Origin of the sequence: Arthrobacter sp. FW305-BF8, from assembly GCF_021789315.1 — a bacterium.
GTDB lineage: Bacteria > Actinomycetota > Actinomycetes > Actinomycetales > Micrococcaceae > Arthrobacter.
The window spans coordinates 1,532,045-1,556,269 of the sequence record NZ_CP084561.1 but is presented as its reverse complement, the minus strand read 5'-3'; the positions used below and the strand labels follow the sequence as shown (position 1 = coordinate 1,556,269).

Genomic DNA, 24,225 nt, shown 5'->3' with positions numbered 1-24,225 from the left:
ACTCAGGCACCTTCCAGGTCTGCGCGGATACCCCAGGTGATGGTGAACGAGTCCCCGGGAGCAAGCCAGCGGAGGCTGTCCCCGGAGTTGAAGGCGTTGGCCGGTCCCGTCATCGGTTCCACTGCCACGGCCGTGGGCCGGCCCGGGTAGATACGGCTGACAAATACGTGGACGAACGCGCAGGCCTCGTCCTGCCAGAGGCTGACGCTGCGGCCGTCCGGTGCGGTCAGCGTGTGGTGGGCGATCCCGCCGTCGAACGCCAGATCCGTCAGGGCGGCGTCGAGTTCCAGGTCCCCCACCCTTCTCCCCTGGCGCAGGTCGCTGTCCCCGGACACGGGTTCGGAGCTGCGCGGAATGAGCCGCTCATCCGCCACCAGCCGCGTCGCGGCATCCACTCTCAACGTGAGGTCCTCGGAGGGGATCTCGCCGATCCGCAGATACGGATGCGCGCCCAGCACGAACGGCGCCTCGGCCTCGGAATCGTTGACCAGCGTTTGCCGCACCTCCAGGCCCAGGTCCCCGGCCAGGGAGTACTCCACGCGGTGCCGCAGCAGGAACGGGTAGCCGTGCTGGGGAAAGATGGTCGCCTCGAGGGTCACGGCAAACTCGGATTCGGCAACCAGGGAGTATGACGCGTTGCGCAGGAGCCCGTGGCTGGCGTTGTTCTTGGAAACCTCGGTGATGTCCAGCTGCTGCTTCGTGCCGTTCAGGTGCCAGACGCCATCCTCTATCCGGTTGGCCCACGGGGCCAAGGTGATGCCCGTGGCGCCGGGCGGAATGTCGGAGTCCCCGTAGGACTCCGTCAGCTGGACGCCTCCGCGGCTGTACCACCGCAGCCCCGCGGCCAGCTCGGTGACCACGGCGAGCGCATCGCCGCGCCTGAGCTCGTACTGCCTGCCGGTGGCGTAGCGCTGCTGGGCTGTGAGGGAATCGCTGGCTGTGGGGAAATCGCTGGTTTCGGAAGTCGCACCGGAAGTCATGGACCTACCGTACAACGCACGCCCCACAACGCATGCGCCCCCTTACGGAGCACTTTCTGTTATCTTTTGTTAGAAACTATTTGTTTTTGATCGCTTTGTGCCACAATGGGAACAACCACAAATAGTGACCGGGCGCACAGATTCCCGAACGCCAGGAAGGAGGAGCAACATGCTCGCTACGCAGCGGCAACACCGCATCCTCCAGGAGCTCGACGCCGAAGGCACTGTCCGGGTGGCGGCTCTGGCGGACCTGCTCCGGGTGTCCGAAATGACCGTCCGGCGCGACATCGACGCGCTCGACGCCGAAGGCCAGTTGCTGCGGGTACACGGCGGCGCCACACGCGCTGCGGCGTTCAGTGCGCTCGAACCGGGCTTCGGCGCCAAGTCGGTCCGGGAAACGGACGCGAAGCGGGCCATCGCCGCGGAGGCGCTCACGCTGCTCCGCCCGGGCATGACCCTGCTGGTTTCCGGCGGCACCACCACCCATGAGCTCGCGCGGCTGCTCCCCCGGGATCTCGGGCTCACGGTAGCCACCAACTCCCTCATGGTGGCGGGCGCCCTGGCGTCGGCCGGCGACGGCGGCATCCGCACCGTGGTCCTGGGCGGCCAGCGCACACCGTCCGAGGCCCTGGTGGGCCCGGTAACGATGCACGCCCTGGAGAGCCTGCATGCCGACCTCTGCTTCATGGGCGTGCACGGCTTCGACCCGAAGGCCGGCATCACCTCACCGAACCTCCTGGAGTCCGAGGTCAACGCCGCCATGATCGCGGCGTCGGACGCGTTGGCAGTGATCGCGGACGCCACGAAGTACGGGAGCGTGGGGCTCGCCGGGATCGCCCCGCTGTCAGCCGTCGGCACCCTCATCACCGACCGCCGGATCAGCACGGGCTCCGCCGGCCCTGGCGCCGAAGAGCTGCTCCGGCAGGCCGTCGGGGAGCTGCGGCTGGCACCCCTTACCCCGGCAGCGGCACCTCCAGCTTCCCAACTAGGTAGCAGCTCAGGGCCTTCCCAAGGCTGGGAACGCCCTGAGCTGCTACCCAGTTGGGACAACGACCCACTTACTTCCCGCCCCACCCGCCTCCCGGACGGCCAGACGCCGTCGGCCACCGCGTTCAAAGGACACGACGCATGACCCACATCACCAGCACCCAGCTTTCCGACGGCCGCGAATTGCTCTACTTCGACGACGCCGGCTCAACCCGCCGGCGCTCTGTCGAGGCGAGCCGCGACCAAAGGGACCTCCCGCCCCGCGGGGAGCCCGGCGAAGTCCGGTACGACGCACTGACCGGCGAATGGGTGGCCGTGGCCGCGCACCGGCAGACGCGCACGCACCTGCCACCCGCGGACCAGTGCCCCATCTGCCCCACCACAGACGCCAACCCGTCGGAGATCCCGGCCGCGGACTACGACGTCGTGGTGTTCGAGAACCGCTTCCCCTCCCTCGGCCCGGCCGTGGGCCCCGTACCCGCCAACCCCGGCTGGGGCACAACGGGTCCCGCCTTCGGACGGTGCGAAGTCGTCACCTTCACCCCGGAGCACACCGGGTCCTTCAGCGGCCTGAGCGAAACGCGTGCCCGTACCGTGGTGGAGGCGTGGGCGCACCGGACGGCAGCCCTCAGCGCACTGCCCGGCATCAAGCAGGTTTTTCCGTTCGAGAACCGCGGCGCGGACATCGGCGTCACCCTGCACCACCCGCACGGCCAGATCTACGCTTACCCCTATGTCACGCCGCGCGCCGCCGTCATGGGCGCCGCCGCGCGCAGGTTTTATGACGACGCCGGCGGGCGGCAGACGCTGACCGGCTCGCTGCTGCGCGCCGAACGCGAGGACGGCAGCCGGATGGTGCTGGAAAGCGACAGCTTCAGCGCGTACGTTCCGTTCGCGGCCCGGTGGCCGCTGGAGATCCACCTCGTTCCGCACCGCCAGGTCCCCGACCTGGCCGGACTGACCGGGGAGGAGAAGGACGAGCTGGCCCACGTCTACCTGGATCTGCTCAAGCGCCTCGACGCCCTCTACCCCACCCCGACGCCCTACATTTCGGCCTGGCACCAGGCCCCGGTGGATGACCTGCTGCGCCCCGCCAGCTACCTGCACCTGCAGCTGACCTCCCCGCGCCGCGCGGCAGACAAGCTCAAGTTCCTGGCCGGGTCCGAGGCGGCCATGGGCGCCTTCATCAACGACACCACCCCCGAAGAGGTGGCAGAGCGGCTGCGCTCGGTGGCCGTTCCGGCATCCCCGGCCGAGACGCTCGCCCCGGCCGCACCGGGCCTCATCGAAGCCGGCCTCACCGAACCAGATCTCATCGAAGGAGCCCACGCATGACCGCCCCCGCCACCACCACCGACCTCGAGGCCCGGTTCTCCGCCGCGTTCGGCCGCCAGCCCGACGGCGTGTGGCAGGCCCCCGGCCGGGTCAACCTGATCGGCGAACACACGGACTACAACGAGGGCTTCGTGCTGCCGTTCGCCATCGACCGGACCGCCCGGGTAGCCGTGGGCGTCCGGCCCGACTCCACCCTCCGCCTGCTCTCGACCTACGGCGACCAGGGAATCACGACGGCCGACACGGCTTCGCTGGAAGGCGCGGCGGCCAAGGGCTGGACCAAGTACCCGCTGGGCGTCATCTGGTCCCTGCAGCAGCGCGGCATCGACGTCCCTGGCCTGGACCTGCTGCTGGACTCCGACGTCCCCCTCGGCGCCGGGCTGTCCTCCTCGCACGCCATTGAATGTGCGGTGATTTCGGCACTCAATGACCTCACCGGCGCTGGCCTGGGACCGGAGGACATGGTGCTGGCCACCCAGCGCGCCGAGAACGACTTCGTGGGTGCACCCACGGGCATCATGGACCAGTCCGCCTCGCTGCGGGGCTCGAAGGGCCACGCTGTGTTCCTGGACTGCCGTGACCAGAGCGTCCGGCTGGTCCCCTTCGAGGCCGAGGCTGCCGGGGTCGTCCTGCTGGTCATCGACACCAAGGTTTCCCATTCCCATGCCGACGGCGGCTATGCCTCCCGCCGGGCGTCCTGCGAACTGGGCGCCGAGGTGCTGGGCGTCAAGGCTCTGCGCGATGTCACGCCGGGAGATCTGGAGGAAGCCGGCGGGCTGCTGGACGAGGTCACGTTCCGCCGCGTCCGGCACATCGTCACTGAGAACGACCGTGTGCTGCAGACCGTGGAACTCCTGGGGCAGCAGGGCCCGTCGGCAATCGGTGCCCTGCTCGACGCCAGCCATGCATCCATGCGCGACGACTTTGAGATCTCCTGCGCCGAACTGGATCTCGCCGTCGAGGCCTCCCGGGCAAACGGCGCCATCGGCGCCCGGATGACCGGCGGGGGTTTTGGCGGCGCCGCCATCGCCCTGACCCCGGTGAGCGAGGAGCAGCAGGTGCGTGCCGCCGTCGTACGGGCCTTCGCGGAGGCAGGGTACACGGCACCGGACATCTTCACGGTCACCCCGGCTGCAGGGGCAATGCGGCTCGCGTAGCTGTCCATGCCGAGGGACGGGCGTAGGCTGGTCGCATGCCTGAAGCAGTTATTGTTTCAACCGCCAGGAGCCCGATCGGCCGTGCCTTCAAGGGCTCACTGAAGGACGAGCGGCCGGACGATCTCGCCGCGGCCATGGTCCGGGCCGCGCTGGCCAAACTGCCGGCATTCGACCCCACCGGGGACAGCGGGCCCGGCCTGGACGACCTGTACCTCGGCTGCGCCGAACCGAGCGGTGAGGCGGGTTCCAACATGGCCCGCGTCGTGACCATCCTCGCTGGCCTGGACAACGTGCCCGCCGCCACCGTCAACAGGTTCTGCGCTTCCAGCCTGCAGACGCTGCGGATGGCTTTCCATGCCATCCGCGCGGGCGAGGGCCAGGCGTTCGTGGCTGCCGGCGTCGAAGCCGTGTCGCGCTACCAGGACTGGGCCGGGGCGGGCGAAACCGGAGCCCGGAACCACAACCCGCTGTTCGAGCCTGCGCGCCAGCGCACCGCCGCACGCGCCGAGTCGAACACGCCCTGGACGGATCCGCGGCTGGGCGGCCGGATGCCGGACATCTACATCGCCATGGGCCAGACGGCGGAGAACGTGGCCACCTCCTACGGGATCAGCCGCGCGGACCAGGACGAGTGGGCCGTGCTGAGCCAGAACCGGGCCGAGGCCGCGATCGCCTCCGGCTTCTACGCCCGCGAAATCACGCCGTACGAACGCCGCGACGGCACGGTGGTGGACCGGGACGATTCTCCGCGGCCGGGCGTGACCCTGGACGCCGTCAGCGCCCTGCAGCCGGTTTTCCGCCGGGAGGGCACCGTCACGGCGGGCAATGCGTGCCCGCTCAACGACGGTGCCGCCGCACTCGTGGTCATGAGCTACGACCTGGCCCGGGACCTGGGGCTGGAGCCGCTGGCCAAGATCGTCTCGACCGGAGCCACCGCCCTGTCGCCCGAGCTGATGGGGATGGGGCCGGTGGAAGCCTCCCGGCAGGCGCTCGCCCGCGCCCGCCTGGACATGAACGACATCGACCTTGTGGAGCTCAACGAGGCCTTCGCCGTCCAGGTGGTGGCCAGCGCCCGTGAACTCAAGATCGACCCGGCAAAACTCAACGTGCACGGCGGCGCCATCGCACTGGGCCATCCGTTCGGCATGACCGGCGCCCGGATGACCACCACGCTGCTCAACGGCCTGCGCGAGACGGACGGGACGCTGGGCCTCGCCACACTCTGCGTCGGCGGCGGGCAGGGCATGGCCGTGGTACTGGAGCGCCTCACCTAGCTTGGAGGTTTTCTCCATTTGTCGCGACTTTAGGGCCGGCAGGTTCTAGGTGTCGTTGCAACACCTGAGTGATTGGTGGTGTTGTGGGACGTTTTGGTCGGCCTGAGGTGTTGCGTGAGGTTGTGCGGGTGTTCTGGGAGGCGAGGTCTTCCGGGTTGTCCGATGAGGTGGCCGCGGAGGTTGCCGGGCTTTCCGCTACGGCGGCGCGAGGGATCGTCCGTCAGCATGGTGGGGTGGATCCTTCGATTGCGCCCCCGTGTGGGCGGTACCTGTCCTTTGATGAGCGTGAGTTGATCGCTGTGTGGCGCGCGGAAGGGTGCAGTGCGCGCGAGATCGGCCGTCGTCTGGGCCGGAGCCCGTCCACCATTAGCCGGGAGCTGGCCCGGAACGTCCGCAACGGGGGCCACCGCCCCTACCTGGCGTCCGCGGCCCAGAACCGGGCCCAGAAGCTGGCACGGCGGCCCAAGGCCCGGAAGCTGGCATCCAACGAGGCCCTGGCGCTCTACGTTGCCGGGATGCTGACGGCCCGTGAGCGGTTGTCTCCGGAGCAGATCAGTGTCCGGCTGCGGATCGATTTCCCTGATGATGAGAGCATGCGCATCAGCCCGGAGACGATCTATCAGTGCATTTACATCCAGGGCCGCGGAGGGCTGAGAGCCGAGCTCTCCGCGGCCCTGCGGACCGGGCGTGCGGTGCGCCAACCAAACCGGCGGGCCGGGATGCGGAAGCCACGGGTCCCGAAGGAGCTGCTGATCAGTGAGCGCCCGGCGGAGGCCGATGATCGGGCCGTTCCCGGACACTGGGAGGGCGACCTGGTCATCGGCACCCCCGGCACCGGGGCGATCGGAACGCTAGTGGAACGCAGCAGCCGCTTCGTGATGCTCCTGCACCTGCCCAACGGCCACACCGGCGAGCAGGTTCTGGCCGCCATCCAGGAAACCCTGCCCATGCTGCCCGCCCACTTGCGCCGGTCCCTGACCTGGGACCAGGGCGCGGAGATGGTCGGAATCCATGACCGCGTCAAGGTCGCCACCGGAGCGGATGTGTACTTTTGCGACCCTCACTCGCCCTGGCAGCGCGGCACGAACGAGAACACCAACGGGCTCTTGCGCCAGTACTTCCCCAAAGGGATGGACCTGACCACCGTCACGCGTGAGGACCTCGACTACGCCGCCGCCGGGCTCAACGGCCGCCTACGCAAAACACTCGGCTGGAAAACCCCCGCACAAGCCCTCGAGCAAATTCTGGAAGAATCAGCAGCTTAGGACGCGTGTTGCAACGACCGCTGGAATCCGCCGCCCCAGAAGTCCCAATAAGTGGACAAAAACTCCGCCCTTAACGCGAGAGTGGGCCCCGCCGGTTGGCGGGGCCCACTCTCTGTTGGTGCTGTTGAACTCTTAGTCGTCGCCGCGGAGGATGGCCAGCAGGCGGATGATTTCCACGTACAGCCAGACCAGCGTGACGGTCAGGCCGAAGGCGGCGGTCCAGGAGAACCGCTCCGGGGCCCCGTTGCGGACACCTTCTTCGATGTTGGTGAAATCCATGACCAGGGAGAACGCGGCCAGGCCGATGGCCAGGATGCCGATAACGACGCCGATGATTCCGCTGCGAAGGCCGAACGGTTCAGTTGTCAGCCCTGTCAGCATCATGACCATGTTCACCACGGAGAACAGCGCGTACCCGACGATGGCGATCATAAAGAACTTCATGGCCTTGGGCGTGGCACGGACCTTGCCGCTCTTGAACAGCAGCAGCGTCACGGCGAACACGGACAGCGTGCCGACCACGGCCTGCAGGCCGACGCCGGGGTACATGGTGTCGAGAACACGGGTCAGGCCGCCGAGGAACAGGCCCTCGAGCGCGGCGTAGGCCAGGATCAGCGCCGGCGACGGCTGCTTCTTGAAGGTGTTGACGAGGGCCAGCACAAATCCGCCGAGTGCGCCGACGATCATGAGCATGGATGCCAGGCCCAGGGCCACCGACAGGGTGACCGCGGCACCGACGACCACGGCGCCGAGGCAGATGGCGGTCTTAACGATGACGTCATCGAAGGTCATCCGCCCGGTTTCGGCCGGGCCGGCTGCAGGCCGGTTGTACATCTGCTGCAGCTGGTCGTCGGACATGCTCTGCTGGCCGTAGCCGGGCTGGGCATAACCCTGTTGGCCGAACTGGGCATAGCCCTGCTGGCCGAACTGGTTCTGGCCGTAGTTGTTGTGGCCGTACGCCTGCGGGACAGGCGGTGCCTGGGTGGCTCCACGGAAATTCTTTCCGTTGAAGATCGGGTTTCCGCCAAGTGCCATTGCGGGTGTCCTCCGTCTAGGGGGTTGAGTGATGGTCCTAAAGCTCACGCTATCAATTCCTACGTGCCAGCGGCAGGGAAAGTTCCGCCCGGGGAGCGGGCTTTTGAGTTGTTACCGGATCGCTATCTGATGGTCAGCTCCGCCCACACGGTTTGTACTGCTTGCGCTGTACGATAAGCGGGTCAGGGTGACGAATATCACAGCTAGTCAAGACCCGCTCCACCAGCACCGATATCCGCCATCCTCCGTTCGCAGCGGCTGCAACGAAGCAGCCGCAACCACCCCCACGTGGAGGTTTTCAATTTGAGACGCACACCGAGAGGCCTGCCTATCCGGCGGCCGGCCGGGCTGCTGAAGGTATGGGGGGCCATTGCCTCCGCCGTCGTGGCACTCTTGCTGGCCGCAGCGCCGGCAGCGATGGCCGGCACTCCAGCTCCGACGCCACCCCCGTCGAACCAGCAGTTTCAGAACAGCATCAGCGGTTTCCTCCGCGACGACGCACGGCGTCCCCTCGAAGGCGTCAAGATCACCGCCAAGAGTGGCGCCTTCACCGGCGAGGCAACCTCGGGCGCCAACGGGTCCTGGCGCATAGGCGTTCCAAACCAAGGCACCTATGAAATCCAGCTGGACGAATCCACGCTCCCGGAAGGGATCAAGCTTGCCGAGGGGCAGTCGAATCCCCGCAATGTCACGTTCAGCCAGACGTCAAACCTCTCAGTCATCTTCGCCTTCGGTAAGGGCATTGTGGTGCAGCAGCAGGACTTTGGCCAGAACCTGCTCAACAGGCTGGTGGCCGGCCTGAGCTTCGGCCTGCTGCTGGCACTGGCCTCGGTGGGCCTGTCCCTGATCTTCGGCACCACCGGGCTCACCAACTTCGCCCATGGCGAGATGGTGACCCTCGGCGCCGTGCTGGTGTTCGGGTTCAGCGCCCTGAACCTGCCCTTCTGGCTGGCCATCATCCTGGCCTTGCTCGGCGGCGGACTGTTTGGCTACGCGCAGGACGCCGGGCTTTGGCGGCCCCTGCGCCGCCGAGGCACCGGACTGGTGCCCATGATGATCGTCAGCATCGGCCTGGCCCTGGCCGTCCGGTACATCATCCAGTTCTACTTCGGCGGCGCCACCCAACAGTTGCCCTTCGCGCAGAGCGCTGAGATCCAGATCGGCCCGGTCTCCATCTCCCCCAACAACCTGTGGTCCCTGGTCATCAGCGCCGTCGTAATCGCGCTCATCGGCATCGTGCTGCTGAAGACGCGGCTGGGTAAGGCAACCCGAGCGGTGGCCGACAACCCGGCCCTCGCCGCCGCCTCCGGAATCGACGTCGACGGCGTCATCCGCCTGGTCTGGATCGTGGGCGGAGTGCTGGCCTCGCTGGGAGGCATCCTCTGGGCCTACTACCGCCCCGGCGTCACCTTCGACATGGGCTCGCAGATCCTGCTGCTTATCTTCGCCGGCGTGACCCTCGGCGGCCTGGGCACCGTCTTCGGGGCCCTCGTCGGATCGATCATCGTTGGCATCTTCGTGGAACTGACCACCGTGTTCGGCCTCGCAGCCGACCTCAAATACGTGGGAGCACTCTTCATCATGATCGTTGTCCTCCTGTTCCGGCCCCAAGGCATTCTTGGCCGCCGCGAGCGCGTGGGTTAGGAGAAAACCATGGACTTCGGATTCATCCTTTCCAGTGCCGCCGGTGAACTGCTCAGCCCCACGACGGCGGCCTACGCCCTCGCGGCCCTGGGCCTTGCCGTGCACTTCGGCTACTCGGGCCTGCTGAACTTCGGCCAGGCCGGCTTCATGGCGGTGGGGGCGTACGGCTTCGCGATCTCGACGCTCAGCTTCCGGACGCCGTTCTTCGTAGGTCTCCTGATCGCCGTCGTCTGCTCGGTGCTGTTTGCGCTGGTGCTGGGCATTCCCACCCTCCGCCTGCGTGCGGACTACCTGGCCATCGTCACCATCGCGGCGGCGGAAATCGTCCGCTACGTCGTCACCACTAACCAGCTGACCCCCGTGACCGGCTCCGCCAACGGGCTCGCCGCCTTCGAGGGCGGCTTTTACTCGATGAACCCGTTCCCCGAGGGCAGCTACTTCGGTATGAACAACCGTGACTTCTTCATCAGGGTGGTGGGCTGGGGACTCGTGGCCGTCGGCTGCGTCCTCGTCTGGCTCCTGATGCGCAGCCCCTGGGGCCGCGTTCTGAAGGGCATCCGCGAGGACGAGAACGCGGTACGCTCGCTCGGCAAGAACGTCTACGCCCACAAGATGCAGTCGCTGGTGATCGGCGGCATCTTCGGCGCCCTGGCCGGAATGATCTTCACGCTCCCCCGCGGCGCCGTCCAGCCCGCCAACTACGGCACCGAGCTGACGTTCTTCCTGTGGACCTGCCTGCTGCTCGGCGGCATGGCCACGGTACTGGGGCCGGTAATCGGCGCCATGATCTTCTGGGTGGTCCTGTCCCTCACGCAGGGCGTCCTCTACGGACTGATCGAATCCGGTGCGGTGACCTGGCTGACCACGGTCCAGGCCGGCCAGCTGCGCTACATCCTGGTGGGCATTGCCCTGATGCTGCTGATGATCTTCAGGCCACAGGGTGTCTTTGGCAACAAGAAGGAGCTGGCGTTCGCATGAGCAAGCACAGCGAAGAATCAATGGAAGCGGGCATCGACTACATGACGGATGCCCGGCCGATCGCCGTCGGAGACAATACCCCCGGCTGCAAGAAGCGGGACGCGATCGTCGTCGCCGAAAACGTCACCCGCAGCTTCGGCGGCATCAACGCCGTCGACGTCGAGTATCTGGAGATCCCGCGGCACAAGATCACCGCACTCATCGGCCCCAACGGGGCCGGCAAGACCACGCTGTTCAACCTGCTCACCGGCTTTGACACGCCGAACTCGGGCAAGTGGCAGTTCGAGGGCCAGAGCATCGCCGGCGTGTCCTCCTACAAGGTGGCCCGAATGGGCATGGTGCGCACGTTCCAGCTCACCAAGGTCATGGGCAAGCTGACCGTCATGGAAAACATGCGGCTCGGCGCCTCCAACCAGCCGGGCGAGAGGCTGTCCAAGGCGTTGTTCAAGAACATCTGGGGCGGCCGGGAAAAGGAAATCACCGAGCACGCCAACGTCCTGCTGGAAAAATTCAAGCTCGACACCAAGAAGGATGACTACGCGGCGTCACTGTCCGGCGGCCAGCGCAAGCTGCTGGAAATGGCCCGCTCCCTGATGGTCCGGCCCAAGCTGGTGATGCTGGATGAACCGATGGCGGGGGTGAACCCGGCGCTGACGCAGTCACTGCTGGACCACATCAAGAACCTCAAGTCCGAGGGCATGACAGTCCTCTTCGTGGAACACGACATGCACATGGTCCGCCACATCGCGGACTGGGTGGTGGTCATGGCCGAAGGGAAGATCGTGGCCGAGGGACCCCCGGGTGAGGTCATGAAGGACCCCGCCGTCATCGACGCCTACCTGGGTGCCCACCACGACGTGGACCTCGGCGACACCGAGGGCATCAAGGAACTGGAGCAGGAACTGGCGGCGGACGACGAGTCAATCGTCGGCACCGAGAACGCGGGCATGATCGCTGTGGATGCCACGGCGCCCACGATCGCCGAGGCCGGTCCGGACACCGGACGCACAGACGGCGGACCCACAGGCGCCGGATCTACGGCCGTCGGACAGACAGACAAGGACAAGGAATGAGTGCCACGAGCGCGGCCCCGGCCGCAAGCAGCGCAGGCGAGGACGGCGCCGTCGTCAAAGTCACGGACCTGGTGGCCGGGTACCTCCCGGGCGTCAACATCCTCAACGGGTGCAGCATCGAGGCCCGGAAGGGTGAACTGATCGGCATCATCGGCCCGAACGGGGCCGGCAAGTCCACCCTGCTGAAGGCCATGTTCGGCCTGGTGAAAGTGCATTCCGGATCCGTCATGGTCAGGGGCCGCGACCTCACCGGGCTCAAGGCGAACAAGCTGGTGACGCAGGGCGTCGGTTTCGTGCCGCAGACCAACAACGTCTTCGCCTCACTCACCATTGAGGAAAACATGCAGATGGGCATGTTCCAGCGGCCCAAGGACTTTGCCGAGCGCTTCGACTTTGTCACCAGCCTCTTCCCGGAGTTGGGTAAACGCAGGGCCCAGCGCGCGGGCTCCCTGTCCGGCGGAGAGCGGCAGATGGTGGCGATGGGGCGGGCGCTGATGATGGAGCCGGCGGTGCTGCTGCTCGACGAACCGTCGGCTGGCCTCTCCCCCGTCAAACAGGACGAGACCTTCCTGCGCGTGCACGAGATCAACCGTGCCGGCGTGTCCGTCATCATGGTGGAACAGAACGCCCGCCGCTGCCTGCAGATCTGCGACCGCGGCTACGTCCTGGACCAGGGCAAGGATGCGTACACCGGCACCGGCCGTGAGCTCATGAAGGACCCTAAGGTCATCCAGCTATACCTCGGTACTCTGGCGGACGAGGACTAACAGCCCGGCCGAAGACATACAAAAGCCCCCGTCCGGCTGGACGGGGGCTTTTGTGCGGCGGGAGGTGGCTTACAGCTTGCCGAACTCCTCCCGGGCCGGCGTGTACTTGTTGTCGTCCTGGTACTCGTAGATGCCGATGGAGGCTTCTGTCGGGTCACCGGCGTCGGAGAAGGTCACCGGACCGGACTCGCCGTCGTAATCGATGTCCTTGCCGTTGCGGAGCAGCGTGACGCAGGACGCGAAGTCCGTGCACTTCTCGCCGCCCTCGGAAACTGCCTTGAGCTGCTTGGCGATCTCCGTACCCTTGGTGCTCTTGGCGGCCTCCGAAGCCAGCGAAATCAGGTTGACGGCGTCATAGGACTCACCGGCGTAGCTGTAGTCCTTCAGGGCGGGGTCGATGGCGAGGAGCTTCTTCTTGAAGTCCTCCTTGGCGAAGGTGCCGGGAATGGTTCCCTGTGCGCCCTTCAGCGTGCCGGCCTTGAAGTCCTTGCTGTAGTCGGACGTGTTCCCATCCACCATGAACAGCTGCGTAGGCTTGACGCCCTTGCCCGTGATCAGCGGGACGATGCTCTTGGCCTGGTCAAAGGTAATCAGGGCAATTGCGTCCGGCTTGGCGGCGATGACCTTGTCCACCTGGCTGCTGAACTGCGAGTCACCCTCGTTGAAAAGTTCCTCAGCCACAACCTGTCCGCCGGCTGCCTCAAAGGCCGCCTTGACGTTCTTCGCCAAGCCCGTGCCGTAGGCGTCGTTAAGGACGATCATGCCCACTGTCTGGGCGCCACAGGTTGCGATGTAGTTGCCCAGCACCTTGCCTTGCAGGACGTCCGACGGAGCCGTGCGCCAGTACAGGCCCTTGTCATCCCAGGTGGTGAAGTCCGGGGACGTGTTCGCGGGCGAGAACTGGATGACGCCGGCGCCGGTGATCTGGTTGATCACGGTCTTGGAGACACCGGAGGAGGCAGCGCCGATGATGGCGCTGACACCCTGGCCGAGGAGTGCTGTGGTGGACTGCGTGGCGATGTCGGTCTTGGTGTCGCCGGAGTCGCGGTGGACCACCTGAACCGGCTTGCCGAGCACGCCGCCGGCGGCATTGACTTCCTTGATGCCGAGGTTAACACCGGCGATTTCGGGCGGGCCGAGGAACGCCAGCGACCCCGTCGTCGGCAGGAGCGATCCGAGCTTCAGCGGTGTGGGGGTGGTGGTTGTTGCCGCCGGCACGCCGCCGGTCTCTGTGGAGGTGCTGGTCGCCCCGGCCGTGGCACTGGGGGCAGGGCATGCGATGCCGCCTGCCGCTGCGGAGGATTCGGTCGCGCTAGGGGTGGACCCGCCACCACAAGCCGTGGCCAGAAGGGCGACGCCGATGCCAAGCGCTGTGAGCTTGGCGACCTTTGGCGCCGCCTGGGGGAGTGAAATCATTTAGAGTCTCCTCGATCGAAAGGTGCGAACGGCCTTTGATGCGATTTTTGGTCAGGGGTTCCTGAGCTAAGTTCAAGCTATTCCAAATCAAGCGTGAAGATAAGTGACTAAGGTCACATCCTCATAACACTCGTTGCATATTGGAACACCGGCGACACGGAGGAGAAAGAAGTACCCCAGGTGGGACTCGAACCCACAACACGCGGATTTTAAGTCCGCTGCCTCTGCCAATTGGGCTACTGGGGCGCCCGGTCAATCGTATCGCCTCAGAGGGCGGCCAAGGGCCCAGCGTACCGGAACGTCCCGTGGACCCCGCCGGGCCACAGGGCAAGGGGCAGCAACTGGAAGAGGTCGCCCCAGTTCCCGTCCGGTGCCTCGACTCCCAGCGTCGACGCCGGGACGAAGCCGAACCGGGGATAGTAGTCGGTGCTTCCGAGCAGCGCGATGCCCTTCTCCCCCGCGGCGTTGGCACGGACGACGGTTTCGTGCATCAGCGCCGAGCCGATGCCGTGGCGCTGCAGCCGGGGCGTCACGCCAATAGGCCCGAGCCCCAGCAGTTCAAGGTCCTCCACCCACGCCCGGGTGCTGATCACATGCCCGACGATCTCGCCGTCGAGTTCGGCGACGATGCTGAACTCCGGCAGGTACTCCTCGGCGACGAACAGTTCGCGGAGCACCCTGACCTCAACAGGCTCGCCCTCCACGGGCAGTCCGGTGACCGGAGAAACGGCAAAGGCTTCGGCGGTAAGGGCAAGGACGGCGTCGCGGTCCCCGGGCTGCTCGCTGCGGAGCACCAGTTCCCGCACCGGCTCGGGCTCGGGGGCGCTGGCGGCTGAAAGTTCGGACAGGGCCTCCAGCGCCCGGGCCGAGTCACCCACGGGCACCAGCAAATGGTCGTGGTGGAACCCTGCGAGCACGTTGCAGCTGATCCGGGCCTGGGTAAGCGCCCTGCTGACCGCCGCGGTCAGGCCCACCGCTTCCAGTGCCGAGTGGACCTCCAGGGTGATCCAGGCCGCGACGAAATCGTAGGGCAGCCCCAGCGCATCCGCTTCGGCCCTGGGCAGGACCACCGTGAGCCCCTCGGCTTCCCGGACGGCGGCTTCGATGTGCCCCGCCAGCGGCTTGCCGTGCGGCCAAAGAGCGTAGACGTACTCCCCTTCCCGGACTACCGGAAGCATCGAGGCAAGGAGCGTCTGGAGGTTCTTTTCACCCGTCATGGAGCCAGTCTATGTGTGCGCCCTGCCCTGCCGGCGAGGCTGTCCCCACCGGGGAAACCTCCCCAGGGAAACCCGAAAGCGGCCGTTCCCCGGAAGGGAACGGCCGCCGTCGTTATTCTTGCCTAAAAGCTGTTACTTGGCTTCAGCCTTGACAGGATCCTTGGCGCCGCCCTGGGCAGCGGCCGCAGCCTTCTCAGCCGGCGCAGGTACGGCGGGAGCCGCAGCAGCCGGCTTCGGAGCCGGGGTGGCGGCGGCCACGAAGGCGCCGCGCGGGTTGTCCAGGTCCAGCAGCTGCGTGGTGTCGCGGCCCGCGAAGAAGCTCAGGATCCAGTTGAGGATCACGCGGAACTTGCGCTCGAAGGTCGGCATGGCCATGCCGTGGTAGCCGCGGTGGGCCAGCCAGGCGAGGGGGCCCTTGAGCCCGATGCGGCCGAGCAGGTTGATGTTGGCAACACCCTTCCACTCGCCGAAGCCGGCCACGGCACCGAGGTTCTTGTGCTTGTAGTCGACGAGCGGCTTGTCCCAGCGGGAAGCCCACAGGTTCTTGGCCAGGCGCTTGGCCTGGCGCAGCGCGTGCTGGGCGTTGGGAACGCACGTGCCGTCCGGCAGGCCAGAGCCCGTCAGATCGGGAACCGCGGCGATGTCACCGGCAGCCCAGGCGTTGTCGATGATGCCTTCGTCACCCGAGATGCGCAGGTCCGGCAGGACGCGGACGCGGCCGCGGGGTTCCAGCGGGAAGTCGGTGGAGCGGACCATCGGGTTGGCCTGGACACCGGCGGTCCACACGAGGGTGTCGGACTCGAATTCCTGGGCCAGCGTCTTGTCCGGCAGGTTGATGAGCTTGAGGGCGCCCTCGGCGTTGTCCAGCGACGTGTTCAGCAGGACCTCGATGCCGCGGCTGCGGAGGTGCTCCACGACCCATTCGGCCTGCTTCGCGGTGACCTCGGGCATGATGCGGCCCATGGCCTCGACGAGGACGAAGCGGACTTCCTCCTGCTTGACGCGAGGGTTGTTCCGGACCGCAGCGCGGGCGAGGTCTTCCATCTCCGTGATGCACTCGATGCCGGCAAAGCCGCCACCCACCACTACGAAGGTGAGGGCGCGCGCGCGTTCGGCGGGGTCGGTCATGGTGGAGCCGACCTCGATGCGGTCAAGGACCTTGTTGCGCAGCGCAACGGCTTCCTCGATGGTCTTCAGGCCGATGCCCTTGTCCGCCAGGCCCTTGATGGGGAACGTGCGGGTAATGGCGCCGGCGGAGAGCACGACGTCGAAGTAGGGCACCTCGAAGTTGTCGCCGCCGTCAGCCGGGGCAACCACGGCCGTGCGGTTGGCGTGGTCGATGGAAACGACGCGGCCCTGGATGAGCTCGCTCTGCTTGAGGTGCTGGCGGTGGGAGACCACTGCGTGGCGGGCCTCAATGTTTCCGCCCGCAACTTCCGGCAGGAAGGGCTGGTAGGTCATGTAGGGCAGCGGATCGACGACGGTGACGATCCCGCCTGCGTTCGCGATCTTCTTCTGCAGTTTGAGGGCTACGTAGAGGCCGACGTACCCGCCGCCGACGACGAGCACACGCGGACGATCCTGGAGCTGTGGGGTGGTTGCCATGACTCCAGAGTACCGTACTTTGTGAAAATCTTCACTAGCTCGGCCGGTCTGCCGGATCCACGCTCGTCACCGCACCCGTTTCCGGCTCGTCCGCTCCCCCGCCGGACGCACGGTACACCCGCCGCAACTGAACCGCGCCCGCCGCAATAATGGCCACGAAGAGTGCACCGAAGCCGATGACCACTGCCGCCGGCAGCGCGCTGTCCAGCTGTGACGGCGGCACGGCGACCGGCACCGTCGCCTTGGGCAGCGTGGCCTGCGGGGCGGGGACTGCGGTGGTCGGCTCGGGAGCGGGCGTGGCAAAGTTCCCGCGCCGGTGGACGCGGATCCACTCCGCGATGGAACCCAGCGGGTTGGCCTTTGTTTCGGCCACGTCGTCCTTGAGCGCTGCCTCCGCATTGAGGACACCGAAGCCGTACAGCGGGTCCTTGCCCGGCGTGCCCGAGTCCTTGGCGGTGGAGACGATCCTGTTGATGACCTGCTTGGCACTCATCTCCGGCCACTTGGAGCGGATCAGCGCCGCAACGCCGGAGACGATGGGGGTGGCACCGGACGTGCCGGCCCATTCCGCGTAGCTGCCGCCGGGCAGTCCGCCGGCTAGCTTCTCGGCCGGCGCGGCCACGCCGATGCTGATGCCCTGGGAGGAGGAATCGGTGCTCGCCCGTCCGGTCCGGTCCAGGCCCGCGACTGTCAGCACGCCGGGGATGGTAGCCGGAGCCCCCACCTGAACGTTGCCGCCGACGCGGTTACCGGCCGCGGCCACGATGACCACGTCCTTCTGCTCGGCGTACAGAAAGGCGGCGTCCCAGCTTTGCGGCCACTCCGGCGACGTGCTGCCCAGCGAAATGTTGATGACCTTTGCGCCGTTGTCCACCGCCCAGCGCACAGCTTCGGGGATCTGGTCCTGGTCGCTCTTGCCGCCGGGATTCTCCGAACCCAGCCAGGTGGAGACGGAGAGGATCTGCGCCTCTGGTGCCACGCCCATGATGCCGTCCGGCATGGCTTTGGATGCCGCTGCGGTGGCCTTCGGGGAGGGCTTGGCGCTGGACGATGCCTTCTTCGGTGCCTGGTGTCCGCGGCCCGCAAGCATGGTGGCCACGAGGGTGCCGTGCTCGGGCTTGGCACCGATGCTCTTCTCACCGTTGGGGGCGCCGGCGCCCGAGACGTCGTGGCCGCCGGCCAGCACGCCCTTGAGGTCCGGATGGCTTCCGTCCACGCCGCTGTCGATCACAGCGACCTTCACATTGGCGCCTTTGGACACTTCCCAGGCCTTGGTGATGCCGGCTTCCTTGAGCCAGTACTCCTTGTCCCGCCAGGAATCGGCCTGCGCGGCCGGTGCGGTGGCGACGGCGGACGCGGCGATGCCGCCGGCAAGCACCGCGGACAGAAGGGCCGAGACCGTCCGGCGAAGCCGGGCTCTTGCTCTGGTCATTCAGAATCCAATTTTCGGTTAACTCGGTGCCTCGGCACTCAGGGCAATTCCGTCAAGAATATCGTGCTCACTGGCGGTGGCCGTAATTATGAGGCCGCCGCTGAGCTCGCCCATGCGGGTGAGGATGCGCCGCCAGACCAGCGCGCCTGCGCCGATGACGTCCACCCGGCCGGGGTGCATGTACGGCAGTTCCGCCCGCTGCGCCCGCGTCATCTGCAGCAGATCGGTGGCCGCGGCCTGGACGGCGGAGATGGACAGTTCTGCGCCGTGGATGGCCCCCGGCAGGTATTCGGGCAGCCTGAGCGCGTGCGCCGTGATGGTGGTGATGGAGCCGGCAACCCCGACGACGGCGGTGCTGCGTTCCAGCGGAACGTCCAGTCGCGCTTCGGCGATGGCGGCGTCGACGTCGGCCTCCGCGGCGGCGATCTGCTCGGCGGTGGGCGGGTCCGATGTGAGGTGGCGTTCGGTGAGCCTGACGCAGCCGATGTCCACGGACCTTGCGGCGATCACGCCGCTGGCGTCGCCGAGCACAAACTCCGTGCTACCGCCGCCCAGGTCCACCACCAGCACCTTGTCCTCTGCCGAGATGGGCAGCACACTGCTGGCGCCGGCGAAGGAAAGCGCAGCTTCCTCGTGGCCGGTGATCACCTCCGGCTCCACCCCAATGAGGTTCTGGATGCCGTCCACGAAGACCTGGCGGTTCCGGGCGTCCCGGCTGGCCGAGGTGGCCACGAAGCGGACTTTCGTGGCCTGGTACTCGCGGATGAGCGCGGCGTAATCGGCCGTCGCTGCAAAGGTGCGCTCAAGTGCTTCGGGCGCCAGCTCGCCGGTGGCATCCACGCCCTGGCCGAGCCGCACCACACGCATTTCACGCACGACGTCGGTGAGCTTCGTGGTCCCATTGCTGCGGTCGATGTCGGCGATGAGCAGGCGGATGGAGTTGGTTCCGCAGTCGATGGCGGCCACCCGGGTCATGCGCCCGCCTCCGTTGTGGTTGCGTCTGTCGTGGATCCGGCCCCCGCCGCTTCGTCAGTCTTGGATCTGCGGACGGGCGCCGGCCGGCCGACGATGTCCGGCAACCCCTGCGGGCCGTGGCGGCTGAGGTCCCTGGACGGCGCTTCGCCGGCCGTGTCCCAGGCACCCTCGCAGTAGCAGCGGTCGGCGGTCCACCATTCACCGATGGCCGCGATGGCTTCGTCGCCCAGCGGATTCACGCCCGGCCCGGCGGCCAGCGAGTGTCCCACCAGGACGTGCAGGCACTTGACGCGGGTGGGCATGCCGCCGGCGGAGACGCCGTCGATCTCCGGGACGTCGCCGATTCCCGACCGTGCCCCGATTTCGGCACGGGCAGCCAGGTAGGCCTCGTGGGCCGCGCGGTAGGAGGCAGCCAGCGGCTCGTCCGCGGCAAGCCGGTCGTTCATGTCGTTCATGAGGCCGGATGCCTCAAGCCGGGAGACCGCGGACGTGATGACGGGGTGCGTCAGGTAAAAAGTGGTGGGGAAGGGAGTTCCGTTGCTGAGGCGCGGGGATGTTGCGGCCACAAGCGGGTTCCCGCAGACGCAGCGCGCCGGGATTTCCACAACGTCGCGCACCGGCCTCCCCAGCTGGCGGCTGAGCACATCGAGGTCCTGTGCCGATGGTTGCCGGGAGTCTCCGGGGGCGGTTGCCGTGTTGTCGTCCACTGGCGTGGCCGTCCTTCCTGCCCGGATCTGGCTGCACCGAAATTCCGGTAGGCAGTCCCGCGGCGGGCGCCGCTCCTAGTCTGTCGCCGAGCGCCTGATGGACTCCCAGAGGGAATCCACCCAGGGCACGTCGGCGGGGTCTTGTGTTTGTGCTGCACTGGGCTGGCTGGCTGATGCGCCGGCCGGCAGGTCGCTGCCGAAAACCCAGTAGCCGGTCTCACCCGGCATAACCATGTTAATGCGGTCGCGTGCCTGCTGCTTGACGTAGTTGGGATCCTGCCAGCGCGAGACCTGCCGTTTGAGGCTGTCCTGGTCCGCCTTGCTGGCCGAGATGTCCGACTCCAGGGCCGCGATTTCCGCCCGCTTGTCGATGAAGATCTTCACGGTGGGGGCCAGCATGATGGTGATGGCAACCATCACCACGGCCAGCGCCAGCATGCGGCCGGAGAACGCCTTGGCAGGAACGGGGTCGAGGTTGTCTTCCCCTGCGGTGACGGCTGACGATCCGGACTTCCCGCGGCTGCTGCCCGGCTTCCCGGCGCTGGCTTTGGTGGCCGCGCCAGGTTTTGAGGCAGCGCCAGGTTTTGAGGCCGCGCCAGCTGCCGAACCTGCGCCCTTCGTACCTGGGCCGTTCGCACCTGTGCCCTTCGTGCCTGGGCCTTTCGCACCGGCGCCCGTGGCACTCGAACCCGTGGAACCGGTGGAACCCGCGCCCGTCCTGCTACCAACGCCGGATGTGGCACCAGAGCCGTTGGCCCTGCCCGCCGCCTTGGCTTCGTGTCCCGTTCCGGACTCATGGGTGGCGTGCGCCGAACGGGAGCCGCCGAAGTCCGCCTGGATGACGTCTCCCCCGGCGGAGCCGGCGGAGGACTGCTGTGCTGGTGGGGTCACCCTGGGAACTTTGGGACGGCGGGTAGCCATGACACTCCTGTAACGTGTGGGCGCCTAAAACAAAACCGGTGGCTATGGTCTTTCCACCATAGCCACCGGTCAGCTGTTTCTTGGGCTACTAGGCCTTGAAACGCGGGAACGCGCTGCGTCCGGCGTAGCGTGCGGCGTCGTCGAGTTCCTCTTCGATGCGCAGCAGCTGGTTGTACTTGGCAACGCGCTCGGAGCGGGCCGGGGCACCGGTCTTGATCTGCCCGGCGTTGGTGGCAACGGCGATGTCGGCGATCGTGGTGTCCTCGGTTTCGCCGGAGCGGTGCGAGGTGATGGTGGTGTAACCGGAGCGCTGGGCCAGGGAAACGGCGTCCAGGGTTTCGGTCAGGGAGCCGATCTGGTTGACCTTGACCAGCAGGGAGTTCGCCGTGGCGGCGTCGATGCCCTGCTGCAGGCGCTCGGGGTTGGTGACGAACAGGTCGTCGCCCACCAGCTGGACCTTGTCACCGATGGTGTCGGTGAGGATCTTCCAGCCTTCCCAGTCGTTTTCGTCCAGCGGGTCCTCGATGGAAACCAGCGGGTAGTCGGCAACGAGCTCGGCGTAGTAGGCGCTCATCTCGGCGGCGCTCAGGGCCTTGCCCTCGAACTGGTAGGCACCGTCCTTGAAGAACTCGGAGGAGGCGACGTCCAGGGCCAGGGCGATGTCGGTGCCCGGGGTGTAGCCGGCGTTCTGGATGGCTTCCTGGATCAGGTCCAGGGCAGCGCGGTTGGACGGCAGGTTCGGGGCGAAGCCGCCCTCGTCGCCAAGGCCGGTGGAGAGGCCCTTCTGCTGCAGCACGGACTTGAGGTTGTGGTACACCTCGACGCCCCAGCGCAGACCTTCGGAGAAGGTCTCGGCGCCGATCGGGGCGATCATGAATTCCTGGATGTCGACGTCGGAATCCGCGTGCGAGCCGCCGTTGAGGATGTTCATCAGCGGAACGGGCAGGACGTGGGCGTTCGGGCCGCCCAGGTACTTGTACAGCGGCAGGTCGGCGGAGGCTGCTGCGGCGTTGGCAACTGCCAGGGAGACGCCGAGGATCGCGTTGGCGCCGAGCTTGCCCTTGTTGGCGGTGCCGTCCAGGTCGATCATCGCCTGGTCGATGCTGCGCTGGTCGGTGGCGTCGAAGCCGGTCAGGGCCGGTGCGATCTGGTCGATGACGGCGTCAACGGCCTTCTGGACACCCTTGCCGAGGTAGCGGCCCTTGTCGCCGTCGCGCAGTTCAACGGCTTCGTGCTCGCCGGTGGATGCACCGGACGGAACGGCAGCGCGGCCGATCTGGCCGTCGGAGAGGAGAACTTCAACTTCGACGGTGGGGTTGCCACGGGAATCGAGGATCTCGCGGGCGTGGATGGCATCGATAAGCGCCATGGATGTGCTCCTTGTGGGCGATTTACTGGGGACTTTAGGGGAAAAATCTCGACGTCCTCGTCAGGACTAGCGTAGTCGAGAGTGGTGCACGTTACGGAAACCTATCCAGAACCCGGACGTCATGATCCGGGCGCGGACGTTTCCGGATAACGGTTCTGGTAGTGCCGGACGGCCCCGCGGAGGGCGCGTTCGGCGTCGAACCCCCTGCTCCGGGCCGAACGGACGACGGCGAGCAGCAGCTCGCCGAGTTCGGCTTCGGTTTCTATTGTTTCGGCGAGCCTGGTTTCGACAAGCTCAACCACCGGGTTTCGTTCAGCCTCCGGGGCCTGCAGCCCGGCCCGCTCGCCCCGGTCCAGGGTTTTCTGCGCCTGGGCCAGTGCAGGCAGAGCCACCGGAATGCCCTCAAAGGGCGTGCTGCGCTGCGGGCTTTCGGCCTTTTTCACGGCATCCCACTTGAGCACGATCTCCTCCACCGTGGCAGGAAAGGTGTCCTGGAGGGATCCGTCCGGACGGAACACGTGGGGGTTGCGGCGGATCATCTTCTCGGTGAGGCCGCGGGCGACGTCGATGAAGCCGAACACGCCCCGTTCCTCGGCGAGCCGGGCGTGCAGCACCACCTGGAGCAGCACATCGCCCAGCTCGCCTTTCAGTTCAGCCTCGTCCGCGCCGGTCTCGATGGTCTCGGCCACTTCATAGGCCTCCTCCAGCAGGTACTCCACGAGCGACTCGTGGGTGAGCGCGCCCATCCAGGGGCAGTGCTCGCGGAGGGCCGCAATCACCCCCAGCAGTTCCCCCACGAGCTCCTCCACCGGGCCGGTAGGTTCAGGCTGCCGGACGGTTTCAGCCAAGGTCGCCGTACACGTCGTTGATGTACTCCACGAGGGCTTCCTTTTCCTCAAGGGGCAGGAAGGACGCTTCGGCGGCGTTGAGCGTGAGCTCCAGCAGGTCATCGAGGTCGTAGTCGAAAGTCTCCACCAGGAGCTCGAACTCATCGGTGAGCGTCACGCCGCTCATGAGCCGGTTGTCCGTGTTGATGGTGACGTTGAAGCCCAGCTGGTAGAGCATGTCCAGCGGGTGGCTTTCAATGCCCTCACCGAACGCGGCAATGGCACCGGTCTGCAGGTTGGAGGACGGGCAGATTTCCAGGGGGATGCCGCGGTCCCGGATCCAGCTGGACAGGTTGCCGAGGGTGACCAGGCCAATGTTGTCGCTGTCCTCGTCGTCGGCGTCGTCCTCGTCGAACTCCACCATGATGTCCTCGGCGATGCGGACACCGTGGCCAAGGCGCAGCGCGCGGCCGTCAACGAGGGCGGACTGGATGCTGTCCAGGCCGGCGGCTTCACCGGCGTGCACGGTGGCCGGGAAGTTGTTTTCGGCCAGGTAGGTGAAGGCGTCGCGGAAGCGCGACGGCAGGAAGCCGTCCTCGGCGCCGGCAATGTCGAACCCGACGGCGCCCTTGTCGCGGTGCCGAACGGCGAGTTCAGCGATTTCCTGGCCGCGGTCAGCGTGCCGCATGGCCGTGATGAGCTGGCCCACCTGGATCTCTCGGCCGGTCTCGGCCACAGCCTCCACGCCGGCTTCGAGTCCTTCCTGGACCGCCTCGACAACCTCGTCCAGGGTCAGTCCATTCTGGAGGTGCTGCTCAGGTGCCCAGCGCACTTCGCCGTACACCACGCCGTCGTCCGCCAGATCCTCCACGAACTCCTTGGCGACGCGGAACAGACCTTCCTTGGTCTGCATGACGGCGACCGTGTGGTCGAACGTTTCCAGGTAGCGGACCAGCGAGCCGGAGTCGGCGGATTCGCGGAACCATTCGCCCAGGGCTGTCGGGTCTGTCGACGGGAGGGTGTGCCCCACGGCCTCCGCCAGCTCAATAATGGTGGCAGGGCGCAGGCCGCCGTCCAGGTGGTCGTGAAGGGATACCTTGGGCAGGCTCTTCAGGTCGAAGTCAAGGGCAGGGGCGGCGTCAACGATTGGCTCAGTCACGTACCAACTCTAGGGTTGCACCGGCGGCAATGCCAACGGGGGCGCTGCACGGCGACGGGCGGCCTGAAAGGCCGCTGAACCGCCCTGCTAAGCCACCTGCCC

21 protein-coding genes and 1 tRNA gene are annotated in these 24,225 nt (G+C 67.0%); 9 read left to right on the top strand and 13 right to left on the bottom strand.

Annotated elements, in window-relative coordinates; translation table 11 throughout:
• Positions 1 to 2 precede the first annotated feature (2 nt).
• Complete coding sequence (locus tag LFT45_RS06960) at positions 3 to 980, bottom strand: aldose 1-epimerase family protein (protein WP_236807667.1); 978 nt, start codon at positions 978 to 980, stop codon at positions 3 to 5.
• A gap of 169 nt (positions 981 to 1,149) precedes the next feature.
• Here LFT45_RS06960 and LFT45_RS06955 point away from each other — a divergent pair, with 169 nt between their 5' ends.
• From LFT45_RS06955 to LFT45_RS06935, 5 genes are all read left to right on the top strand, one after another.
• Complete coding sequence (locus LFT45_RS06955) at positions 1,150 to 2,112, top strand: DeoR/GlpR family DNA-binding transcription regulator (protein WP_236807666.1); 963 nt, start codon at positions 1,150 to 1,152, stop codon at positions 2,110 to 2,112.
• Entirely contained in the window at positions 2,109 to 3,302 is a 1,194-nt protein-coding gene (galT, locus tag LFT45_RS06950) for a galactose-1-phosphate uridylyltransferase (protein ID WP_236807665.1), read from the top strand. The genes LFT45_RS06955 and galT overlap by 4 nt, the downstream gene beginning before the upstream one ends.
• Positions 3,299 to 4,459, top strand: coding sequence for a galactokinase (gene galK, locus LFT45_RS06945; protein ID WP_236807664.1), 1,161 nt, complete (start codon positions 3,299 to 3,301; stop codon positions 4,457 to 4,459). The genes galT and galK overlap by 4 nt, the downstream gene beginning before the upstream one ends.
• A gap of 35 nt (positions 4,460 to 4,494) precedes the next feature.
• Positions 4,495 to 5,733 carry an acetyl-CoA C-acetyltransferase gene (locus LFT45_RS06940; RefSeq protein ID WP_236807663.1) on the top strand — a complete coding sequence of 413 codons (1,239 nt, stop codon included), beginning with the start codon at positions 4,495 to 4,497 and terminating at the stop codon, positions 5,731 to 5,733.
• A 68-nt stretch (positions 5,734 to 5,801) separates the two neighbouring features.
• Positions 5,802 to 6,998 carry an IS30 family transposase gene (locus tag LFT45_RS06935; RefSeq protein ID WP_442863567.1) on the top strand — a complete coding sequence of 399 codons (1,197 nt, stop codon included), beginning with the start codon at positions 5,802 to 5,804 and terminating at the stop codon, positions 6,996 to 6,998.
• A gap of 132 nt (positions 6,999 to 7,130) precedes the next feature.
• Here the strand turns inward: LFT45_RS06935 and LFT45_RS06930 are convergent, their stop codons facing one another.
• Complete coding sequence (locus tag LFT45_RS06930) at positions 7,131 to 8,033, bottom strand: Bax inhibitor-1/YccA family protein (RefSeq protein WP_236807662.1); 903 nt, start codon at positions 8,031 to 8,033, stop codon at positions 7,131 to 7,133.
• 303 nt (positions 8,034 to 8,336) lie between these two features.
• On the opposite strand from LFT45_RS06930, the gene LFT45_RS06925 reads away from it, so the two are divergent.
• Genes LFT45_RS06925 through LFT45_RS06910 form a run of 4 tightly spaced genes read left to right on the top strand, consistent with a single transcriptional unit; the run spans position 8,337 to position 12,495 of the window.
• Complete coding sequence (locus tag LFT45_RS06925) at positions 8,337 to 9,677, top strand: branched-chain amino acid ABC transporter permease (protein WP_236807661.1); 1,341 nt, start codon at positions 8,337 to 8,339, stop codon at positions 9,675 to 9,677.
• 9 nt (positions 9,678 to 9,686) lie between these two features.
• Complete coding sequence (locus LFT45_RS06920) at positions 9,687 to 10,655, top strand: branched-chain amino acid ABC transporter permease (RefSeq protein WP_236807660.1); 969 nt, start codon at positions 9,687 to 9,689, stop codon at positions 10,653 to 10,655.
• Positions 10,652 to 11,728, top strand: a complete 1,077-nt coding sequence (locus tag LFT45_RS06915) for an ABC transporter ATP-binding protein (RefSeq protein WP_236807659.1) — start codon at positions 10,652 to 10,654, stop codon at positions 11,726 to 11,728. Before LFT45_RS06920 ends, LFT45_RS06915 begins: the two co-directional genes overlap by 4 nt.
• Positions 11,725 to 12,495 carry an ABC transporter ATP-binding protein gene (locus LFT45_RS06910; protein ID WP_236807658.1) on the top strand — a complete coding sequence of 257 codons (771 nt, stop codon included), beginning with the start codon at positions 11,725 to 11,727 and terminating at the stop codon, positions 12,493 to 12,495. The genes LFT45_RS06915 and LFT45_RS06910 overlap by 4 nt, the downstream gene beginning before the upstream one ends.
• Before the next feature lie 69 nt (positions 12,496 to 12,564).
• On the opposite strand, the gene LFT45_RS06905 is transcribed toward LFT45_RS06910, so the two are convergent.
• From LFT45_RS06905 to LFT45_RS06855, 11 genes are all read right to left on the bottom strand, one after another.
• Positions 12,565 to 13,911 (bottom strand): ABC transporter substrate-binding protein, encoded by a 1,347-nt coding sequence (locus LFT45_RS06905; RefSeq protein WP_236807657.1) that lies wholly within the window; start codon positions 13,909 to 13,911, stop codon positions 12,565 to 12,567.
• 172 nt (positions 13,912 to 14,083) lie between these two features.
• Positions 14,084 to 14,157 (bottom strand) — tRNA-Leu (locus LFT45_RS06900).
• 20 nt (positions 14,158 to 14,177) lie between these two features.
• A complete protein-coding gene (locus LFT45_RS06895; RefSeq protein WP_236807656.1) occupies positions 14,178 to 15,128 on the bottom strand; it encodes an N-acetyltransferase in 951 nt (316 codons plus the stop codon).
• Positions 15,129 to 15,260: 132 nt separating this feature from the next.
• A complete protein-coding gene (locus tag LFT45_RS06890; protein WP_236807655.1) occupies positions 15,261 to 16,733 on the bottom strand; it encodes an NAD(P)/FAD-dependent oxidoreductase in 1,473 nt (490 codons plus the stop codon).
• A 34-nt stretch (positions 16,734 to 16,767) separates the two neighbouring features.
• On the bottom strand, positions 16,768 to 18,165 hold the full coding sequence (locus LFT45_RS06885; protein ID WP_236807654.1) for a S8 family serine peptidase: 1,398 nt from the start codon (positions 18,163 to 18,165) through the stop codon (positions 16,768 to 16,770).
• 18 nt (positions 18,166 to 18,183) lie between these two features.
• Positions 18,184 to 19,140, bottom strand: a complete 957-nt coding sequence (locus LFT45_RS06880) for a Ppx/GppA phosphatase family protein (RefSeq protein ID WP_236807653.1) — start codon at positions 19,138 to 19,140, stop codon at positions 18,184 to 18,186.
• On the bottom strand, positions 19,137 to 19,847 hold the full coding sequence (locus tag LFT45_RS06875) for a DUF501 domain-containing protein (protein ID WP_236807652.1): 711 nt from the start codon (positions 19,845 to 19,847) through the stop codon (positions 19,137 to 19,139). Before LFT45_RS06875 ends, LFT45_RS06880 begins: the two co-directional genes overlap by 4 nt.
• 75 nt (positions 19,848 to 19,922) lie before the next feature.
• Complete coding sequence (locus LFT45_RS06870; RefSeq protein WP_236807651.1) at positions 19,923 to 20,768, bottom strand: FtsB family cell division protein; 846 nt, start codon at positions 20,766 to 20,768, stop codon at positions 19,923 to 19,925.
• Positions 20,769 to 20,856: 88 nt separating this feature from the next.
• The gene (gene eno, locus LFT45_RS06865) at positions 20,857 to 22,137 is read right to left on the bottom strand and encodes a phosphopyruvate hydratase (RefSeq protein ID WP_236807650.1); all 1,281 of its coding nucleotides are present in this window, start codon (positions 22,135 to 22,137) and stop codon (positions 20,857 to 20,859) included.
• Between the two features lie 119 nt (positions 22,138 to 22,256).
• Positions 22,257 to 22,883 carry a MazG nucleotide pyrophosphohydrolase domain-containing protein gene (locus tag LFT45_RS06860; protein WP_236809074.1) on the bottom strand — a complete coding sequence of 209 codons (627 nt, stop codon included), beginning with the start codon at positions 22,881 to 22,883 and terminating at the stop codon, positions 22,257 to 22,259.
• A gap of 94 nt (positions 22,884 to 22,977) precedes the next feature.
• Positions 22,978 to 24,123, bottom strand: a complete 1,146-nt coding sequence (locus tag LFT45_RS06855) for an adenosine deaminase (RefSeq protein ID WP_236807649.1) — start codon at positions 24,121 to 24,123, stop codon at positions 22,978 to 22,980.
• Positions 24,124 to 24,225 lie beyond the last annotated feature (102 nt).

What these genes read in the sequence shown, in the direction of transcription:
- LFT45_RS06880 (WP_236807653.1), bottom strand. Translation starts at nt 19,140, where the DNA reads ATGACCCGGGTGGCCGCCATCGACTGCGGAACCAACTCCATCCGCCTG.
- LFT45_RS06890 (WP_236807655.1), bottom strand. Translation starts at nt 16,733, where the DNA reads ATGGCAACCACCCCACAGCTCCAGGATCGTCCGCGTGTGCTCGTCGTC.
- LFT45_RS06905 (WP_236807657.1), bottom strand. Translation starts at nt 13,911, where the DNA reads ATGATTTCACTCCCCCAGGCGGCGCCAAAGGTCGCCAAGCTCACAGCG.
- LFT45_RS06895 (WP_236807656.1), bottom strand. Translation starts at nt 15,128, where the DNA reads ATGACGGGTGAAAAGAACCTCCAGACGCTCCTTGCCTCGATGCTTCCG.
- LFT45_RS06915 (WP_236807659.1), top strand. Translation starts at nt 10,652, where the DNA reads ATGAGCAAGCACAGCGAAGAATCAATGGAAGCGGGCATCGACTACATG.
- LFT45_RS06885 (WP_236807654.1), bottom strand. Translation starts at nt 18,165, where the DNA reads ATGACCAGAGCAAGAGCCCGGCTTCGCCGGACGGTCTCGGCCCTTCTG.
- LFT45_RS06860 (WP_236809074.1), bottom strand. Translation starts at nt 22,883, where the DNA reads ATGGGCGCGCTCACCCACGAGTCGCTCGTGGAGTACCTGCTGGAGGAG.
- LFT45_RS06910 (WP_236807658.1), top strand. Translation starts at nt 11,725, where the DNA reads ATGAGTGCCACGAGCGCGGCCCCGGCCGCAAGCAGCGCAGGCGAGGAC.
- LFT45_RS06940 (WP_236807663.1), top strand. Translation starts at nt 4,495, where the DNA reads ATGCCTGAAGCAGTTATTGTTTCAACCGCCAGGAGCCCGATCGGCCGT.
- LFT45_RS06920 (WP_236807660.1), top strand. Translation starts at nt 9,687, where the DNA reads ATGGACTTCGGATTCATCCTTTCCAGTGCCGCCGGTGAACTGCTCAGC.
- LFT45_RS06960 (WP_236807667.1), bottom strand. Translation starts at nt 980, where the DNA reads ATGACTTCCGGTGCGACTTCCGAAACCAGCGATTTCCCCACAGCCAGC.
- LFT45_RS06870 (WP_236807651.1), bottom strand. Translation starts at nt 20,768, where the DNA reads ATGGCTACCCGCCGTCCCAAAGTTCCCAGGGTGACCCCACCAGCACAG.
- eno (WP_236807650.1), bottom strand. Translation starts at nt 22,137, where the DNA reads ATGGCGCTTATCGATGCCATCCACGCCCGCGAGATCCTCGATTCCCGT.
- LFT45_RS06930 (WP_236807662.1), bottom strand. Translation starts at nt 8,033, where the DNA reads ATGGCACTTGGCGGAAACCCGATCTTCAACGGAAAGAATTTCCGTGGA.
- galT (WP_236807665.1), top strand. Translation starts at nt 2,109, where the DNA reads ATGACCCACATCACCAGCACCCAGCTTTCCGACGGCCGCGAATTGCTC.
- galK (WP_236807664.1), top strand. Translation starts at nt 3,299, where the DNA reads ATGACCGCCCCCGCCACCACCACCGACCTCGAGGCCCGGTTCTCCGCC.
- LFT45_RS06955 (WP_236807666.1), top strand. Translation starts at nt 1,150, where the DNA reads ATGCTCGCTACGCAGCGGCAACACCGCATCCTCCAGGAGCTCGACGCC.